The following is a 17472-nucleotide window of genomic DNA, read 5'->3' as shown; positions in this document are numbered from 1 at the left end:
TTCAAACTTTTCAATTTCAAACTAAGGTACACTTTACGCCATCCTTTTTTTATTTTTGTTTGGCTCAGTTTTATGGCAATTCCTCAGCACACCATTGATCAAATTTTAGATCGTACAGATATTGTCGATCTCATTGGTCAACGTGTGAAATTGAAAAAAACAGGTCGTACCTATTCAGGTTGCTGCCCTTTTCATCAGGAAAAATCGCCATCTTTTCACGTTTATCAAGATAAACAGTATTATCACTGCTTTGGCTGTCAAGCGAATGGGAATGCCATCCGCTTCTTAATGGACATTGATAATCGTAATTTTGTCGATGTGATGAAAGACTTGTCGAGCCAAGCAGGTATCGAGCTGCCCAAAGATAATCAAGACAATAAAAAACTGTCATATAAACGTGAATCTGCAAAGCCTCAACCGAAGCCTGAAATTAAAGTTGCAGATTCTCAGCATGTTCAAACGCAAAAAAAACAAACTTCAGCTGCTGATATTGACCCATTTGAAGCATTTCAAAGCTATCCCGATCCTGAGAGTTTCGATCCGACTCAATTTACAAATAATCAGTTTGGTCATAGTCAATTTGATAATACCCATTTTGAACAAGCGCAACCTGATGGCAATCTTTATGATTTATTGGAAAATATTGCCCAATTTTTTGAAAAACAATTACCCAATAGCAAAACGGCTCAACATTACTTTAAACATCGTGGTTTAAGTGCTGAAACCATTCAATATTGGCGTTTAGGCTATGCGCCTGAAGATTGGCAGCATTTAGAAAAAGCCTTTCCACAAGATGTAGAAGGGTTAAAATTACTGGGTTTAATCCGTACCAGCGATAGCGGACGTGACTTTGACTTATTACGTGATCGTGTCATTTTTCCAATTCGTGATAGTAAAGGTCGTGTCGTCGGTTTCGGTGGTCGTGCGCTGAATGATGAAATTAAACCCAAATACATCAACTCGCCAGATTCCGAAGTATTCCATAAAAACCAACTGCTTTACGGCTTATACGAAGGACGTAAAGACCGAGCGCAAAATTGGCTCATGGTTGAAGGTTATATGGATGTTATTGCCCTACAACAAAACGGTATTTCAGGTGCAGTAGCAACACTGGGAACTGCAAGTAATGCAGACCATCTCAATATTTTATTTAAGCAGAATAATCAAATTACGATTGCCTTTGATGGTGATACAGCAGGCCAAAAAGCTGCACGTCGTACCTTAGAAATTGCCCTGCCTTTGTTAAATGATGGTCGTGAATTGAAATTTTTTGTTCTACCTAAAGAACATGATCCAGACTCACTCATTCGTAAAGAAGGCTTAGAAACCTTTAATCGCTTATGGCAACAGTCGCCGTTATTGTCTGATTTTGTCTTTGCATTATTGAGTCAAAATTACGAAATTGGTACACCTGAAGGTAAAAGTCAGGTAATGGCCGAATTGAATCAACTGACTGAACTACTCCCCAAACAAGGCTCATACCGTTATTTATTAAGACAATTTTTTAAAGAAAAATTAGGTTTTAATAAAAAATGGCAGCCTCAAATAAGTTTGGATGCTTCACTTTCATTTAATATCCGCACCAAAGATGAAGACTTTGCTGTCGCAATTTTAATGCAACATCCCTTCTTATATATTCATTTTGAAGTATTGCGCGCATTTATTCATCCAAATGAATTATTGGCGCAAATTCTTGCAATTTTTGATCGTATTTTTGATGAATTACCAGATGATCAAGAGTTGGCGACTTATTATATTTTAGGGGCTTGTGCAGCATATCACTTGGAATTGTCTGAAATTATGCAACGCACCAATATTCAGGCTTTAACCGAAGCGCCTGAAATGGCAGATAAGTTGGCTTCTGAATATTCATTAGCCCTACAAGAAAAATATTTAAAACAGAAACTTAAATCCCCCACTTCATTGAGTGAGTCACGTAATTTACGCAAACAACTGAATGAGTTGACCAAGCAAATTGGCTTGAAGCTATTGCATAGTTGATTCAAATTTTACAAAAACCCAATATAATGATTAACTGATAGTGAAAATAACTTTGAGGGCCTCTTTTCTTGTACTGTATATGGCTCAGTAAGCGGATTAGAATAAAAGTACTCTGCCTATCCCCTTTATTTTTAAATAAAAAAAACTCCATTTTGAATAAACTTTAAATTTGAAGCGATATCTAACATTACTCGTTCCGAGCAATCAAATTATTCATTTCAAACCAATTTATTAAATTACTCATAAGTTTATCTGAATTAAAATTTTCGAAGCGATACTTTTTTACAACAAATGGTATTTCTGATAATAGTTGTTCACATAGTTCAGAAATACGTTGTTCTTGTGTAAAGTTAACAAATTTATAATAGTCCAACATGATATCAAAAAATAAAATTTTATCTTTTTTTGAAAAACGTAACCGCCGTTTAAAATCTAGTTCTGGTGATCGGCACATAAATATAATAGCCAAACAAGCTACAGACTCACCATAATCATTATTATTAATAAACTTATAGAATTCTTCACTCATAAGTTTTTGACGAGCTTCTGCAACACCTGTTTCAGCATTGGTATCTGACGTAACAAAAAATTTCAACATATTATTTTTCACTATTTTTAATATAGGAAAGGCTAACCTCATCACAAGAGGTGAAAACATAGTTTTTTAATTATTTAAGATTCTTAGGTTTTCTTTCATGCCCAAAAATATCCTGAATATTTTCTTTTAACCACTCGAAATGGGTAGGATCATCTTCTTGTGCTGCTTGGCGTAACAACATCGAAGTAGGATGTAATAATTTCTGCGTTAAGCGATGGGCAAAATCTTCCATAACGTGCTTCATATCTTCACCCGACTGAATACGTTCCAAAGCTTGTGATAATTCAACCTGACGCTGTTCCTCGCCATGTTCACGGAACTGTTGAATAGTGCTCCCTGCATCTTTAATTTTCTGCTGCGTGACCAATTGTGTGACCAATTGATTGACCATCACTTCAGCTTCTACAGCAGCTTGACGACGTTGCGCTAAATTCTCATCAATCACACTTTGCAGGTCATCAACACCATATAAATACACGCCATCCAAGCTTTCAACTTTGGGATCAATATCACGAGGAACAGCCAAATCAACCATTAACATTTGTTTATAACGACGTTTCTTTAAAGCAGCTTTGACATCTTTATATGCAATAACTTGATGCAAACTCCCCGTGCAACTGGAAATGACATCTGCACGATATAAGTTTTCTGCAAGCTCTGTGAATGGAATGATTTCGACATCGACCCGATGTGCAATGTCTTGTGCTAATTGTTCTGCTCGCTCTATGCTACGGTTGCAGATTAAAATTTTTGCAACACCCATCTCTGCCAAATGTTTCGCCACTAAACTGTTCATTTCACCTGCGGCGACAACCATAATAGTCAGTTTATTCGGCTGACTAAAAACTTGTAAGGCAAGCTGAGCGACAGAATAACCCATTGAAACTGCATGACTTCCTACTGCTGTTTCAGAGCGTACACGTTTAGCTGCATAAAAAACATATTCAAAAATTTGATTTAAATTTTGCGACACGATTTCAGCATCTTTGGCTAAAACCAGTGCTGTTTTAACCTGACCGAGAATTTGTGGTTCGCCCAACATCAACGAATCTAATCCACTTGCAACACGCATGAGATGGGAAACGGCATCGGTATTTTCATAGCGATAGACATGATTTGATAATTGTTTTACATCAATGCCATTGGTTTGGGCGAGCCAATTTAATACCATGTCAGCATTTTCTGCCATGGCATATACTTCAGTACGATTACACGTTGAAACCACGACCATATCATTTAAATATTGGTGATGGCTTTGTGTTGCAAATAGCTCTTTCAACCGTTCAGGATTAAAAGCCACTTGTTCTCGCAATTCTACAGAAGCTGTTTGATGGTTGACACCCAATGCAAAGAAAGACATATCAGATCATCATTTCGCTAAATTTATGCTATTGTGCAATAACGGTGTCATAAAAAGCATTACTTGGATTCGGAAAAAAATTGCGTCAAATAAACAGCCGTATAAACGGCACGACAATTAAGCAATATTCTACCACATTCTTACTTGTGGGTAGCATGGCTTCTAGTGCTCATATTAGAGCATCTGGAGAATTTTATCATGCTAAATATAATACCCAAGCATTAAAGCAAAGTATGATTGCCGAATTTTCACTGGCAAATCATGATACTGCAACCGCCCTACATAACTACACTGTACTTGCGATTCGCAGTAATTCAACCACGGTCAAACAACGTGCTTTAAATATTGCGATTGAACAAAATGATTTACAAGCGGCTTTAGACATTGCAACACATTGGGTGGTTCAAGAGCCTGAAGATGTACCTGCTAAATTTTATTTGGCGCATATCGCATTAAAATCACATGAATATGAATTAGCAGCAGAAACGCTCGACAGTATTTTAAATATTGATCCCAATGCAGATTTAGAAAAAATTCTAGAGGGAATTTCACCAGAATCTGAAGAGGATCGCCAAAGTTTACTCAGCACACTCAGCACCAGTAAGGAAAAAGACAATCCATCGGTATTGATCCTCATCGCTGGGCTTGAAGCGCAAAACGATGAGATTGAGCAAGCATTAAAAACTGTGAATAAGGCATTGCGTAAACGCCCTAAAGTCACAGGTTTTATCTTAATGAAAGCCAACTTACTCGAGGCTTTAGGCAACCAAGAAGACACGCTGAATTGGTATGAGCGTAGTAGTACAAAGAATAAATTTAACTTAGATATTCATTTGGCTGAGGTGAAATATTTAATCAAAGTTCATCAAAATGAACTGGCTTTAGACAAGCTGATCAAGGTCATTAAAAACTGGCCAGATGCAGAAGAAGCTTTATTTATTGCTGGTTTAACAGCTATTGATTTAAAAAAGTTTGATCAAGCTGAACAATATTTGGTTGAACTGCGCTATTCATCTCGTTATCAAAATGAAGCTTATTTCTATCTGGCTGTAAATGCAGAACGTAAACAAAATGATGAAACGGCAAAAGCCTATTATCGTTTGGTGGATGGTAATTTATATACTGTGTCACGCCGTAATTTGATCTCGATTTATGAGCGTCAAGGCAAGACCAATGATGTGCTACGCTTTTTAACCCAAGAACGTGTGAATTATCCACAACATGCAAGTTTTTTATACCAAGCTCAGGCTGAAATTTTAAAACGCATGGACAATAAAAAAGCGGCTCTTCGACTGCTAAATGAAGCCGTTAAAAACTTGCCTGATGACCCTGAAATTTTGTATTCAGCAGTACTTCTTCTCGACCCATTTGAAGACCGCGATCGCCTAGATAAAGCACTGAAACAATTGTTAATTTTAGAACCAAACAGCCCTACATATTTAAATGCCTACGCCTATACTTTAGCGTTACAAAATAGACGTTTAGATGAAGCTCGCAAGTATGCAGAACATGCACTTGAATACGCACCTGAACAAGCTTCTATTTTAGATACTTTAGGCTATATCACCTTCTTACAAAATGATTTTGACACTGCCTCACAGATTTTTGCCAAAGCATATAATTTGAGCCACAGTATAAATATCGGCATGCGTTATGCAAAAGCGTTGTACATGCAAGGTTCATTAAATGAATTTAATGAAGTGTTACAACAACTCAAACAAAATCATCCAAATGATCCGCAATTAAATCAATTAGATTCATTATTATTACCCCAACACGCTAAAAAGAGTTAACACGATTCATGCGACATCTTCCAAAAATAATTTTTGCGCTCACAGCAACGCTCAGTCTTGGCTTTACAGGCTGTCAGCAAGTTAAAAAGCCGATTCAACCGACGCAGACGCTCGCAGCACCAAGTGATGATCAAACAACACAAAAACCAAGTAATCAATTTAACTTGTCTGGCAAAATTGGAGTTAAAACACCACAACAATCAGGCAGTGCTTTCTATATATGGGAACAAAACCAAGACGAATTTAGCATCCAACTCAATGGTGCATTGGGTATTGGTAAAACCATAATTCACGGAAAGTCTGGTGAAGTCAGCCTCAATAGCTCAAAAACAGGTCTAATAACGGCTGAATCTCCTGAGGAACTTTTAGAAAGAGCAACAGGTTGGGTCGCCCCCATCACTCATATTGTCTCTTGGATACAAGCACATCCTGCGACAACAACAGCACAAGTCACTCAAGATACGGTAAAACGCATTACCGAAATTAATGAAGATGGCTGGAATGTTGTTTTAAATTATGATGATGCTGCGACACTGCCAAATAAATTAATTTTGAAACAACAATTGGAAGATGGAAAGGAAAATCGTATTACAATGGTTATCCAAAGCCGTTAATTCTTTTTTGAATTAATTTTATGAGTTAAATAATTGATTGGTTAATGAATATCTCGATGGCAAACAAAGTCAAAAATATGATTCGTGTTCCCTCTCCTGCAAAGTTAAATTTGTTTTTGCACATTACTGGGCGGCGTGAAAATGGCTACCATGAGCTACAAAGTATTTTCCAACTGATTGATTTGTATGATTGGCTTGAATTTGAGCAAACAGATGTTCATGACATTTCAATCGATGGATTAAACAGCGTCGATTTGCAGCACAATCTGATTTTCAGAGCTGCTGAAATGATTAAACCCTTTACAAGGCACGTCACTGGGCTGAATATTCGCATCGAAAAAAATATTCCCATGGGTGCAGGGCTTGGCGGTGGTTCATCCAATGCCGCAACGACGCTGATTGTACTCAACCAACTTTGGCAATGTGGATTAAATACTGAACAACTTGCAGAGTTAGGACTGAAATTGGGTGCAGATGTACCTATTTTTGTACATGGACGTAATGCATGGGCGGAAGGAATAGGTGAACATTTAACATTCATAGACTTAGATCAAAAACAATACATAGTGTTAAAACCTGATTGTTTTATCAGCACTCAACTGCTTTTTTCGCAAAAAACATTGACAAGAGACACTAAGCCTACTAAATTTTGCGCCTATCAGCTTAAGCCATCTGATTTTAGAAATAACTTTGAGCCAATCGCAAGAAGTTTATATCCCAAAGTAGATGAAGCAATGCAATATTTAGATCAGTTCGGTGTTGCAAAACTTACAGGTACAGGTGCTTGTGTTTTTGTTGAAGTCACTTCAAATATGAAGATTGATGAAATTTTAAAGAATTCACCCTGTAAATCTTACATTGTGAATAGTTTAAAAGAATCACCACTCATTTATTTTAAAGTGTAATGATAGGGGCGTCGCCAAGTGGTAAGGCACCGGGTTTTGATCTCGGCATCCGTTGGTTCGAATCCAGCCGCCCCTGCCATCATTTTCATCTGTAGATGTTTGTTTTAGTTTCACGTTAGGGGCGTCGCCAAGTGGTAAGGCACCGGGTTTTGATCTCGGCATCCGTTGGTTCGAATCCAGCCGCCCCTGCCATTAAACGTAAACTAAAACACAATATCACATTAGGGGCGTCGCCAAGTGGTAAGGCACCGGGTTTTGATCTCGGCATCCGTTGGTTCGAATCCAGCCGCCCCTGCCATTCTATCAAAAAAGACAGAACATAGTAATTTACATTCCCTGTCAATTTTCCTTGACATAATGTTATAAAAACACTAAAATTCTGCCGCATTAGGGGCGTCGCCAAGTGGTAAGGCACCGGGTTTTGATCTCGGCATCCGTTGGTTCGAATCCAGCCGCCCCTGCCATATATTCTAAAATCTGCCAACCGCCAAGGGTGCTTCATGCCCAATCTTGTCGTTTTTAGTGGATCTGCGCATCCACAATTCGCCCAAAAAGTCGTTAGCCACTTGCACATCCCTTTGGGAGCTGCTGCTGTAGGTAAATTTTCAGATGGTGAAATCACTGTCGAAATTACTGAAAATGTGCGTGGTAAAGACGTATTCATCGTACAACCAACTTGTGCCCCTACTAACGATAACCTTATGGAAATCTTAGTAATGGCTGATGCTTTGCGTCGTGCAAGTGCTGGTCGTATTACCGCTGTAATTCCTTACTTTGGCTATGCTCGTCAAGACCGTCGACCACGTTCAACTCGTGTTCCAATTACCGCTAAAGTTGTTGCAGATATGCTTACAACCGTGGGAATTGACCGTGTTGTCATGATTGACCTACATGCCGACCAAATCCAAGGCTTCTTCGATATTCCTGTAGATAACATCTACGGAACACCTGTTTTGCTTGCTGACCTTCGTCAACAACAACATCACAACTTAATGGTGGTTTCACCTGACGTTGGCGGTGTAGTTCGCGCACGTGCAGTTGCTAAACAAATGGGTGATATCGATCTAGCAATCATCGATAAACGTCGTCAAAAAGCAAATGAATCACAAGTGATGCATTTGATTGGTGATGTACGTGATCGTGACTGTGTCATTGTTGATGATATGGTGGATACAGCTGGTACGTTATGTAAAGCTGCTGACGCATTAAAAACTTTTGGTGCGCGCAAAGTGATTGCTTATGCAACTCACCCAGTTTTATCGGGTAAAGCTTTAGAAAACTTACGTAATTCTGTAATTGATGAATTGGTTGTAACTGACACAATTCCACTTTCAGATGAAGCATTAAAACTTGGTAAGATTCGTCAAGTTTCTGTAGCAAGTATGGTTGCAGAAACAATTCGTCGTATTAACAACGAAGAATCTATTAGCGCGATGTTTGATTCTTACTTATAATCTAACGCTAAATTTTAAAAGCCCTGCCCTCTGGTAGGGCTTTATATCACCAGACCGGTCGAAGGTATGGTCAATTAACTTAAATTAGGAATGTCTATCATGGCAAACTTCGTATTAAATGCAGTAGCACGTGAAGAAGCAGTTCAAGGGAAAGGTTCGAGCCGCCGCCTTCGTCTTCAAAACAAAGTTCCAGCAATCATCTATGGTGGTGCTGCTGAACCTGTAGCGGTTACTTTAGAACTTCGTGAACTTGTAAAAGCTTTAGAAAACAATGCTTTTTTTGAAGAAGTTATTGAAGTAAACATCGACGGCAAAGCTGAAAGCGTTAAAATCCAAGCTTTACAACGTCACCCAGCTAAAAACACACCTCTGCACGCTGACTTTGTACGCGCATAAGTGTTGATGGTGTAAATGAGTGAGTAAACTTTCACTGATTGTCGGTTTGGGTAACCCAGGTTCTGAGTATGCCCAAACCCGCCATAATGCAGGCTTCTGGTTTATAGAGCGCCTTGCAGAACAATATGGCATTACGTTAAAAACTGATTCAAAATATAAAGGCATCAGTGGTCGTGGTAATATTGAAGGTCAAGACGTTCGTCTGTTATTACCTACAACCTTTATGAACCTTGTCGGTCAAAGTGTTGTTCCCTTCGCCAAATTCTATCAAATTAAACCTGAAGAAATTCTCATTGCTCACGATGAACTGGATATGGATCCGGGTATCATTCGTTTAAAAACAGGCGGTGGGCATGGTGGTCACAATGGTCTACGAGACATTGTTCCACATATTGGGGCTAATTTTCATCGTTTGCGTATCGGTATTGGTCATCCAGGTTCCAAAGAAAAAGTCTCTGGGCATGTCCTAAACAAAGCGCCAAGCAGTGAACAAAATTTAATGGATGATGCAATCCATTATGCTTTAGGTAGAACAAAATTATTGGTTAATGGCGAGATTCAACAAGCTATGAATCAAATCAATGCTTATAAACCTTGATTTTAATCGCTTAAAAAATCACTTTTTGTTCAACAATTTTTCTTGCCATGATACATTTTTAAGAGCAAAATGCGCTTTCAAATGCATCCCCCATTGAAAATTGTTAATTCAACACCAAATAACAATCGTAGGGCTACTCTGGAGACGCTTCTCATGCTATCTCGTTTATTAAAAGCAAAAATCCATCGTTGTGTTGTTACACAAGCAGAATTACATTATGAAGGTTCTTGTGCAATCGACGGTATTCTATTGGATTTAGCTGGTATCCGTGAATATGAAGAAATTCATATATGGAACGTAACCAATGGCAAGCGCTTCACAACTTATGCTATTCGTGGTGAAGAAGGCTCAGGTATTATTTCTGTAAATGGTGGCGCTGCACATCAAGCTGATGTTGGCGATTTAATGATTATTGCAACATTTGGTGACTTCACCAATGCTGAAGCAGATGCACATAGACCTCGCCTTGTTTATGCAAATCCAAACAACACAGTTAACCACACTGCGAACTGTATTCCGGTTCAAGTGGCATAATTTTAATAAATAATCTATTAAAAAACTCGCCGAATGCGAGTTTTTTTATGTCTAATGATTAGAGTTCGTATGCTTTGGATCTAGCCCAATCCCACCAATGATACTTCGCTTCACAATCCAAATATTGCAAATGCTCACCACGTAAAGTAGCCAGAATTGCATTGCCCTGTTTATCTACTTTAAATTCTGCATATTGTGCTGCTTGATAACATTCAGCCAGCCCTTCTGCAAATAAAAAACTCTGTGATGCAGGATATAGTGACATATGCTGATTATTAGGATTTTGTAAAATCAACTTAGACGTTTGTACATTTTTAGGGACATTAAAATAAGTATGAATGACTCTTTTTTGCTGATCCAATTCTACATAAACCAATACTGAGGATTTATTTTTAATCAGCTCATCAAAATAATTGCCTGAAAATATATGCTCTTCTTCATTCACTGCCGATGTGGCTACAGCATCTCGCTCTACATTTTGAGGCGCAAAATACAGTTGGTAATTGAGCACCATATAATCCCCCTGAATTAAAGAACGTGGGTCTACAGGTTGCAGGCGAACATACATACTTTCACTATTATTTAAATGATGCTCATTTTTAAAAATAAGCCCTGAAAAAATAACGACACTGAAGATTGCCAAAACAAGAGGAATTATTCTTTTCATTGTGCTAATACCTCTTTATTTTTAAATTTAATCAAACAGAACGTCAGCAATAACAGCATTATTCCAGAAATAAAAATACTGAAGCTTTTCAGTAAAAATGTGACATCTAAAGCATAATACAAAAGCCATAAGATCATGGTGAAAGTGACCAATGCAAAAGCATAAATCACTTTATCGTTTTGGATGAGTGCCCAAGAAATCACAGCTAAACAAATGAATATTTCAAAATGACCATAATAAATCAATACTGCTGCAAAAACAGCCAAAGAAATTTTAGCTATCATGTTAAATTGATTTTGAATAGATAAAAATCTAAATAGAATGAACCATAAAGCAGGTAAGCCAAAAACCAATATCGGAATCTGTACAATCTGATTTGTCTCAACCTTCCCCAATAATGTATAAAAGCATATGGAAAATAAAATAATACATAAAATAGACAACATCAAACTACGTTGATATTCACTTGGCTGAATGTTTTTTATCCAAATCATGACTACAAAAAAAATGTAATTCCATAAAATCAGAAATGTAAAATTCTCAATAATATCCCCCCATCTTTGGTATTCACTAATATCCCAAATAAATGCGATACCAGCCGCATATAACCCCAATATTTGAATAAAAATAAAAAACCAATGGGTTCGAAGAAAATAGCTGAGTACCAATATTCCAAATTGTAAAAATAAGATTGGAAAAATTTGTTCCATTAATTCAACCGTATGAAAAATGACAGCAATTTGACCAGCAACTAACATACAGTAGGCAAATTGGCGCAAGAACAAGCTCTGTTTGTGTTTCAATAAAAAAGCCGCTATAAGGATAAAAACCAAGCCCATAATGAGAGAGAAATTACCCCAAAAGGTTAGCATTAATGATGCAAAAACACCCCCTGCTATCCAAGCACCAACAGCCAACGGAATGCTATTAAAGCGACTTTGAGGATTAAACTTGATTAATAAACTAGTAATCAAGGCAAACCATGCAAAAATAATTAAACCTATAAAAAGTAATTCCAAAAAATCAGAAAGACCCAATAACGTTGTTGTCCACTCGACAAGTAAAAAAGTAAAAGTTATTCCCAAACTAACTGCAGAAAGTGCACTACCAAGTTGATCTTTATTTTTATAAAAGTAAGACAAAGCTGAGGCTAATAATGGAAAGGCGAAAACTAAGTAAATCCATCCTTTTTCTGCATATAAATACATCACCATATGCCAGATGGAAAATATAGCAAACCACAATAAGAATAAATAACGCAATTTTGGATAATATTTAATACAAAAATAAAATTGAATAAGCGCAAATAGATTGACGCAAATCATAAATAATTCAGGGTATTCATTTCCCCAAAAGGTTTGAATAAAAAACAGAAAAAGTGCAATTTGACTGATCACACAAAATAGTAAAAAAACACCAATATTATAACGATAAAACCAAGGCAATAATAAAATAGACCAAATAAGAAACAATAAATAACTATCTGCACCAGTTTGATAAATTTGACCAATGACCGCTAAACTCAAACCAATCATCAAACCACAAATTGTATGTAAACATTGCACTAGAAAATCATGTTTTGTAATTAATATACTCGCAATAGCACTCAGTAATAATAGAATTTGTGGAATCGCTAGCTGAAACGGCTGCGACAACATAAACCAATTGGCAGCAACTAAATACAGCATACTGACCGCAATTAAACTAAAGCCAAAAATTTGTAGATGCTTAATGAATAATTCACTATTCCATACATAGACCTGATCTTGAGTATGTATCAATCGAATTCCCTCTTTTCTTGTTTTAATCACATAGATGAATTAAGTTTGCAAAGTCATTTAAATTATTAATTTCTAAATCATATTCAAATTATTTGCAAAACTTAAAACCATATTAGTATAAATATACGTCAGACATTGTTTATCTTTAGCAAAAAAAATTCTAAACATAAAACTGATCGTTCTAAAGAATGCTGTTTTTTTCTAAATATTTAGCGTTATAATCATCTTACATCGCTTCAGGGCGGGGTGTAATTCCCCACCGGTGGTAAATTGGACTGATTTTTAATCATGCGCCAACAGCCCACGAGCTTATTAAATATCTAATGATTTTTAATGTGCAGATTTGGTGAAATGCCAAAGCCGACGGTATAGTCCGGATGAAAGAAGACGACGTTACAGCTATAAATCTTCCAAAATATTATTTTGGAAATGGTTTTGTTACGCCACTATTTCTCATGTCCTGAAATGTTCAACCGTATAATTTTTATTACGAGAGCGTTTCAATGTCTAGTTTAATTCAACCCGAAATTTTCTTTTCTGCACTTTCACCTGCGGAACAACGTATAGAACAAGCTTTAGAAGATATGCGCCAAGGCAAACCAGTCTTGGTCATGGATGATTTTGACCGTGAAAATGAAGCCGACTTAATTGTTGCTGCCGAAACTTTAAATGTCGAAACGATGGCACGTATGATTCGTGATGGATCTGGTATTGTTTGCTTAACGATTACCGATGATTTAGCCAATCATCTTGAGTTAGCTCCAATGGTTCAGGATAACTCCAGTCAGTTTAAAACTGCATTTACTGTGACAATTGAAGCTGCAAAAGGTGTGACTACTGGCGTTTCTGCAAAAGATCGTACAACAACTATTCTTGCTGCGATTAAAGATGGTGCTGTAGCGAGTGATTTAAATCGTCCAGGGCATGTTTTCCCCTTACGTGGTCGCAATGGTGGTGTTTTAGCACGTCGTGGACATACTGAGGGCTCCATCGATTTAGCACGTTTAGCTGGCTTAAAACCTGCGGGTGTACTCTGTGAAGTCACTAATTCTGACGGAACAATGGCTTCTGGTATACAGGTCTTAGCTTATGCAGAAACACATCGCCTTACGTTAATTACCATTGAAGAGCTGGTTCAATATCGTTTAAAGCATAATATTTAAAAAATTTAAAACGATACTTGGATAAAATTCCGATCAATCCCAATTCAGCGCATGAGTTGGGATTTTTTATAACACAAAACAAATAAACCATCTTACAGAGCATAATATTCTGAAAGTGATATCTATTAAGAAGCTCGTTTTTTTAAGCCTGTAAATTATTTTCTATAATTTATGCACAACCAATTCTGCATTGATCAAGTGATTGATGAAACCCCTTAAAAATCACTCAACATTTTCTAAGTGCAATACGCTTTGACGAATGCCATCTGCACGAAGCCATGCAAAGTCATAACTGGCATTTGCCAATGCTAAAACCCTGCGCTCAAACTCGTCCCACAACGGTTTAACCTGTTTAGACTCAATGCCTAAACCACTGTCATGTGCTAAATTTTTATTCTTTTCACAAATTTTAAGAGCGTAATATAGCTTCCTGCCTTTAGATGAAGAATCTAAAACACGGACTCGTTTACCCAAAATAAAACCCTCTATATGTTTTAAATCTGCATGGGGTAATAATGGCACAAGTATTTGATCTAGCTGTGCATCTAAACGCTTCCAGACGGCTAAACGTTGTTGTTCCGTATACGTATTCCATTGAATAACTTCATGATTAAAACGTCTACAACCACGACATACAGCATCACCAAATACTGTAGAACAACGTCCTGCACAAGGTGTTAATGATGGTATACGGCGCTCATTACTCAAAACTTGATCCTCAGACTCACAATATGATGCATAGTTTTATGCTAAATTATAATTTCGCACCACTATATCTTGTATATAAATAAAATTAAAGCACAATATTTAGTATGTAAATGCTTCATTTCCCATATACATATTAAGTATTAAAATAAATAAGGTTTTCTCGCATATTCACATAAATCGAGTTAAACTGTGCGCCTTAAATTTTATCCTATTTTAATACTTTTGGAGTATCCATGAACGCTACTGTAGAACAGCTTGCACCTGTAGAACAGCAAGCGACCTCTGGTTGGGTTGTTGCAGCACTTTATCAATTCAAAGAAGTTCAAGATCCTGCGGATTTTCAACAGCGTCTTTTAGACTTGGTAAAAACCCTCGACCTTTGCGGTACTCTGATTGTGGCAGGAGAAGGAATTAACGGAACTGTGGCGGGAAATCGCCAAGCGATTGATGCTATTCATCAATTTTTATTGAATGAAGGCTTCAATGCGATGGAATATAAAGAATCGCATAGTGATGAAAAACCATTCCGTAAAATGAAGATTAAGCTCAAAACTGAAATCGTTACTTTAGGTGTAGAGGTTAAACCTCGTGATCTTGTTGGACATTATCTAGACCCTAAAGAATGGAATGAACTAATCGCTCGTGATGACGTCATTCTTATCGATACACGTAATGATTACGAATATAAAGCGGGTACATTCAAAGGTGCAATTGATCCTAAGACTGAAACATTCCGTGAATTTCCAGAATACGTTAAACAAAACCTGGAACAGCATAAAGACAAAAAAATTGCGATGTTCTGTACAGGTGGTATTCGTTGTGAAAAATCAACATCACTCCTTCTACAAGAAGGTTTTGATGAGGTTTATCACTTAAAAGGCGGTATTTTAAAATACTTAGAAGAAACCCCTGCCGAAGAAAGTCTGTGGGAAGGTGAATGTTTTGTATTTGATGGTCGTACAGCTGTAACGCATGGTGTAGAAGAAGGTCAGAATATTAAATGTCATGCCTGTGGTTGGCCACTACTACCTGAAGAAGTTGAAGCAACCACCTATGAACATGGTGTTTCGTGTAAATATTGTATTGATCAAACATCTGATAAACAAAAAGCAGGTTTCCGTATGCGCCAGTCTCAAATTGTCGCAGCCAAACGTAAACGCTTATAAGCCAAAATTTTGTTTAGTCAAAGCCATCACTGTTGATGGCTTTTTTATTTTTTACTCGGTTCAAATGCCGCTGCTTGTAATAACTTTTGAAATATCGGACATGCTAATGGATTGTCATACTCGCATTGATGAATATGACGCAAACTCTCTCTTAAAATATCTAACTGCTTTATTTGGCTATCAATTTCATTAATACGCGAATCAAGTTTTTTCTGACCTTCATTCTGACGATGATGACTCAACATATTCTGTAATTCATTTAGACTAAATCCGACTTGTTTCCCCAAACAAATCAGTAAGAGCTGATCGACAGCTTGAAGATCAAAAACTCGCTGAAAACCCTTATGTGCCCTTGAGCTAATTAAGCCCTCATGTTCATAATACGAAATTGTCGAGCTTGGAATTCCTGTTCGCTTCACTAATTCTGAAATCGTTAATTCATTCATCTGTCCTTGAAACCCACTTCATCCTATATCCTCTATCAATCTAGAGTATTTTAATGATTCCGCAAATGACGGCAAATGACTTTTTAATGCCTCATATTGGTCATTTCGATGATCCTTAACTCATTATGATGTGAGAACTATCATTAACTTAACCGTTCACCATGAATTTTTGTACAAAATTAAATATACAAATCAGTGCTGTAATTTGTTCAATTTAAATTTACGATAGAGCAAAGAGAGATGAATTAAAGTTATGACTGACTGGATTATTTCCATCATGGAACAATTGGGGTACTTCGGTATCGCCCTGTTGATGTTTTTGGATAATATCTTCCCTCCCATACCGTCTGAAATTATTATGCCTACTGCTGGATTTACGGCATCACAAGGGCAATTATTACTTTCAGGTGTCATCATTTCAGGAAGCTTAGGCTCATTACTTGCTGCTGCTCTGCTGTATTGGATCGGGCATAAAATTCCAAATGATAAAATTTTTATTTTTGTAGATCTATATGGTAAATATCTCTTTATAAAATCTGAAGATGTTCAGAAAGCCTTAGATTGGTTTGAAAAATATGGACATCGTGTGGTGTTCTTTGGACGTATGATTCCTGCTGTGCGCTCTTTGATTAGTATTCCTGCTGGTATGAGTCATATGCCCTTTTGGAAATTCATGAGCTATAGCGCCTTAGGGACAATAATCTGGACAACGTTCCTTGCCTGTGTCGGTTATTATTTTGGCAATAATAGTGAGCTGATGCAGCAGATCTTTAGCCAAGTAGGTTATGTAATCATTGCTGTCGTTTGTGTATTTTGCGGATGGCTTTTTTATCGAAAATATAAAAATAAGAAGAATATTTAATTTGAATTATTGAGTATGTAAATTCAATATTTTTTTAAATTTTTCGCATTCTAGTGGATTTTCAAAACGACATTGGCTGACATGTCTCAGCCCTTTTCGTAATTGATCCAACTCTTCAATTTGGTGATCGATTTGCTCGGCTTTGTTTAATAACACTTGTTTTGAAACTGGATGATCTTTAATAGACAACATCACTTTTAATTCATCCAAACTAAAGCCTGCTTTTTTTCCTAACAGAATAAGCTGCATCGTAACAATCACATTTTTTGAAAATACACGCTGTAAACCTTTTCGACCAATCGAATGAATAAGTCCAATATCTTCATAATAACGAATGGTAGAACTCGGAGTTTTCAGAAACTCTGCAAGTTCAGAAATTAAGATTTCACCCATTGACTTAAAGTTCACTTGAATTTGTAAGATATA

The 17472-nt window shown here is 36.9% G+C and carries 18 protein-coding genes, 4 tRNA genes and 1 riboswitch; of the genes, 15 read left to right on the top strand and 7 right to left on the bottom strand.

Annotated elements, in window-relative coordinates:
- Positions 1 to 72 precede the first annotated feature (72 nt).
- Entirely contained in the window at positions 73 to 2001 is a 1929-nt protein-coding gene (locus tag ACG94X_RS10970) for a DNA primase (RefSeq protein WP_419383762.1), read from the top strand.
- A gap of 187 nt (positions 2002 to 2188) precedes the next feature.
- On the opposite strand, the gene ACG94X_RS10965 is transcribed toward ACG94X_RS10970, so the two are convergent.
- Positions 2189 to 2599: an Imm44 family immunity protein gene (locus ACG94X_RS10965; RefSeq protein WP_419383761.1), complete on the bottom strand. Its 411-nt coding sequence runs from the start codon at positions 2597 to 2599 to the stop codon at positions 2189 to 2191.
- Positions 2600 to 2669: 70 nt separating this feature from the next.
- The gene (hemA, locus tag ACG94X_RS10960) at positions 2670 to 3959 is read right to left on the bottom strand and encodes a glutamyl-tRNA reductase (RefSeq protein WP_419383760.1); all 1290 of its coding nucleotides are present in this window, start codon (positions 3957 to 3959) and stop codon (positions 2670 to 2672) included.
- 80 nt (positions 3960 to 4039) lie between these two features.
- Here hemA and ACG94X_RS10955 point away from each other — a divergent pair, with 80 nt between their 5' ends.
- The 11 genes from ACG94X_RS10955 to panD all read left to right on the top strand — a co-directional run bounded on the left by ACG94X_RS10955 (position 4040) and on the right by panD (position 10253).
- Complete coding sequence (locus tag ACG94X_RS10955; RefSeq protein ID WP_419383759.1) at positions 4040 to 5752, top strand: tetratricopeptide repeat protein; 1713 nt, start codon at positions 4040 to 4042, stop codon at positions 5750 to 5752.
- An 8-nt stretch (positions 5753 to 5760) separates the two neighbouring features.
- The gene (gene lolB, locus ACG94X_RS10950) at positions 5761 to 6366 is read left to right on the top strand and encodes a lipoprotein insertase outer membrane protein LolB (protein ID WP_419383758.1); all 606 of its coding nucleotides are present in this window, start codon (positions 5761 to 5763) and stop codon (positions 6364 to 6366) included.
- Between the two features lie 77 nt (positions 6367 to 6443).
- Positions 6444 to 7271 (top strand): 4-(cytidine 5'-diphospho)-2-C-methyl-D-erythritol kinase, encoded by an 828-nt coding sequence (gene ispE, locus ACG94X_RS10945; RefSeq protein ID WP_419383807.1) that lies wholly within the window; start codon positions 6444 to 6446, stop codon positions 7269 to 7271.
- Positions 7272 to 7275: 4 nt separating this feature from the next.
- Positions 7276 to 7350: transfer RNA gene (locus ACG94X_RS10940), tRNA-Gln, on the top strand.
- A gap of 38 nt (positions 7351 to 7388) precedes the next feature.
- Positions 7389 to 7463, top strand: a tRNA-Gln gene (locus ACG94X_RS10935).
- A gap of 31 nt (positions 7464 to 7494) precedes the next feature.
- Positions 7495 to 7569, top strand: a tRNA-Gln gene (locus ACG94X_RS10930).
- 91 nt (positions 7570 to 7660) lie between these two features.
- Positions 7661 to 7735, top strand: a tRNA-Gln gene (locus ACG94X_RS10925).
- Between the two features lie 36 nt (positions 7736 to 7771).
- Positions 7772 to 8725 (top strand): ribose-phosphate pyrophosphokinase, encoded by a 954-nt coding sequence (locus ACG94X_RS10920; protein WP_419383757.1) that lies wholly within the window; start codon positions 7772 to 7774, stop codon positions 8723 to 8725.
- Between the two features lie 99 nt (positions 8726 to 8824).
- Positions 8825 to 9121, top strand: a complete 297-nt coding sequence (gene rplY, locus ACG94X_RS10915) for a 50S ribosomal protein L25 (protein WP_419383756.1) — start codon at positions 8825 to 8827, stop codon at positions 9119 to 9121.
- Positions 9122 to 9140: 19 nt separating this feature from the next.
- Positions 9141 to 9719 carry an aminoacyl-tRNA hydrolase gene (gene pth, locus ACG94X_RS10910; RefSeq protein WP_419383755.1) on the top strand — a complete coding sequence of 193 codons (579 nt, stop codon included), beginning with the start codon at positions 9141 to 9143 and terminating at the stop codon, positions 9717 to 9719.
- 153 nt (positions 9720 to 9872) lie between these two features.
- The gene (gene panD, locus ACG94X_RS10905; protein ID WP_419383754.1) at positions 9873 to 10253 is read left to right on the top strand and encodes an aspartate 1-decarboxylase; all 381 of its coding nucleotides are present in this window, start codon (positions 9873 to 9875) and stop codon (positions 10251 to 10253) included.
- A gap of 58 nt (positions 10254 to 10311) precedes the next feature.
- Here panD and ACG94X_RS10900 read toward each other — a convergent pair whose 3' ends face one another.
- Entirely contained in the window at positions 10312 to 10920 is a 609-nt protein-coding gene (locus tag ACG94X_RS10900) for a GDYXXLXY domain-containing protein (protein WP_419383753.1), read from the bottom strand.
- Complete coding sequence (locus tag ACG94X_RS10895) at positions 10917 to 12701, bottom strand: DUF2157 domain-containing protein (RefSeq protein WP_419383752.1); 1785 nt, start codon at positions 12699 to 12701, stop codon at positions 10917 to 10919. Before ACG94X_RS10895 ends, ACG94X_RS10900 begins: the two co-directional genes overlap by 4 nt.
- 229 nt (positions 12702 to 12930) lie before the next feature.
- Positions 12931 to 13094: riboswitch (FMN riboswitch) on the top strand.
- Positions 13095 to 13204: 110 nt separating this feature from the next.
- Between ACG94X_RS10895 and ribB the strand changes: the two genes are divergently transcribed.
- Positions 13205 to 13864, top strand: coding sequence for a 3,4-dihydroxy-2-butanone-4-phosphate synthase (gene ribB / locus ACG94X_RS10890; protein WP_419383751.1), 660 nt, complete (start codon positions 13205 to 13207; stop codon positions 13862 to 13864).
- A gap of 222 nt (positions 13865 to 14086) precedes the next feature.
- Here the strand turns inward: ribB and ACG94X_RS10885 are convergent, their stop codons facing one another.
- The gene (locus ACG94X_RS10885) at positions 14087 to 14572 is read right to left on the bottom strand and encodes a DUF1289 domain-containing protein (protein WP_419383750.1); all 486 of its coding nucleotides are present in this window, start codon (positions 14570 to 14572) and stop codon (positions 14087 to 14089) included.
- Between the two features lie 233 nt (positions 14573 to 14805).
- Between ACG94X_RS10885 and trhO the strand changes: the two genes are divergently transcribed.
- Positions 14806 to 15738, top strand: coding sequence for an oxygen-dependent tRNA uridine(34) hydroxylase TrhO (gene trhO / locus ACG94X_RS10880; protein ID WP_419383749.1), 933 nt, complete (start codon positions 14806 to 14808; stop codon positions 15736 to 15738).
- A 44-nt stretch (positions 15739 to 15782) separates the two neighbouring features.
- Here the strand turns inward: trhO and ACG94X_RS10875 are convergent, their stop codons facing one another.
- The gene (locus tag ACG94X_RS10875; protein ID WP_419383748.1) at positions 15783 to 16184 is read right to left on the bottom strand and encodes a MerR family transcriptional regulator; all 402 of its coding nucleotides are present in this window, start codon (positions 16182 to 16184) and stop codon (positions 15783 to 15785) included.
- A gap of 277 nt (positions 16185 to 16461) precedes the next feature.
- Here ACG94X_RS10875 and ACG94X_RS10870 point away from each other — a divergent pair, with 277 nt between their 5' ends.
- On the top strand, positions 16462 to 17046 hold the full coding sequence (locus ACG94X_RS10870) for a DedA family protein (RefSeq protein WP_419383806.1): 585 nt from the start codon (positions 16462 to 16464) through the stop codon (positions 17044 to 17046).
- 6 nt (positions 17047 to 17052) lie between these two features.
- Here ACG94X_RS10870 and ACG94X_RS10865 read toward each other — a convergent pair whose 3' ends face one another.
- Positions 17053 to 17439 carry a MerR family DNA-binding protein gene (locus tag ACG94X_RS10865; RefSeq protein WP_419383747.1) on the bottom strand — a complete coding sequence of 129 codons (387 nt, stop codon included), beginning with the start codon at positions 17437 to 17439 and terminating at the stop codon, positions 17053 to 17055.
- Positions 17440 to 17472: the final 33 nt, after the last annotated feature.

Origin of the sequence: Acinetobacter psychrotolerans (genome assembly GCF_048552595.1) — a bacterium.
Lineage (GTDB): Bacteria > Pseudomonadota > Gammaproteobacteria > Pseudomonadales > Moraxellaceae > Acinetobacter.
Note: the sequence above shows the minus strand (reverse complement) of the source record. Positions and strands in the feature narration are given on the sequence as shown.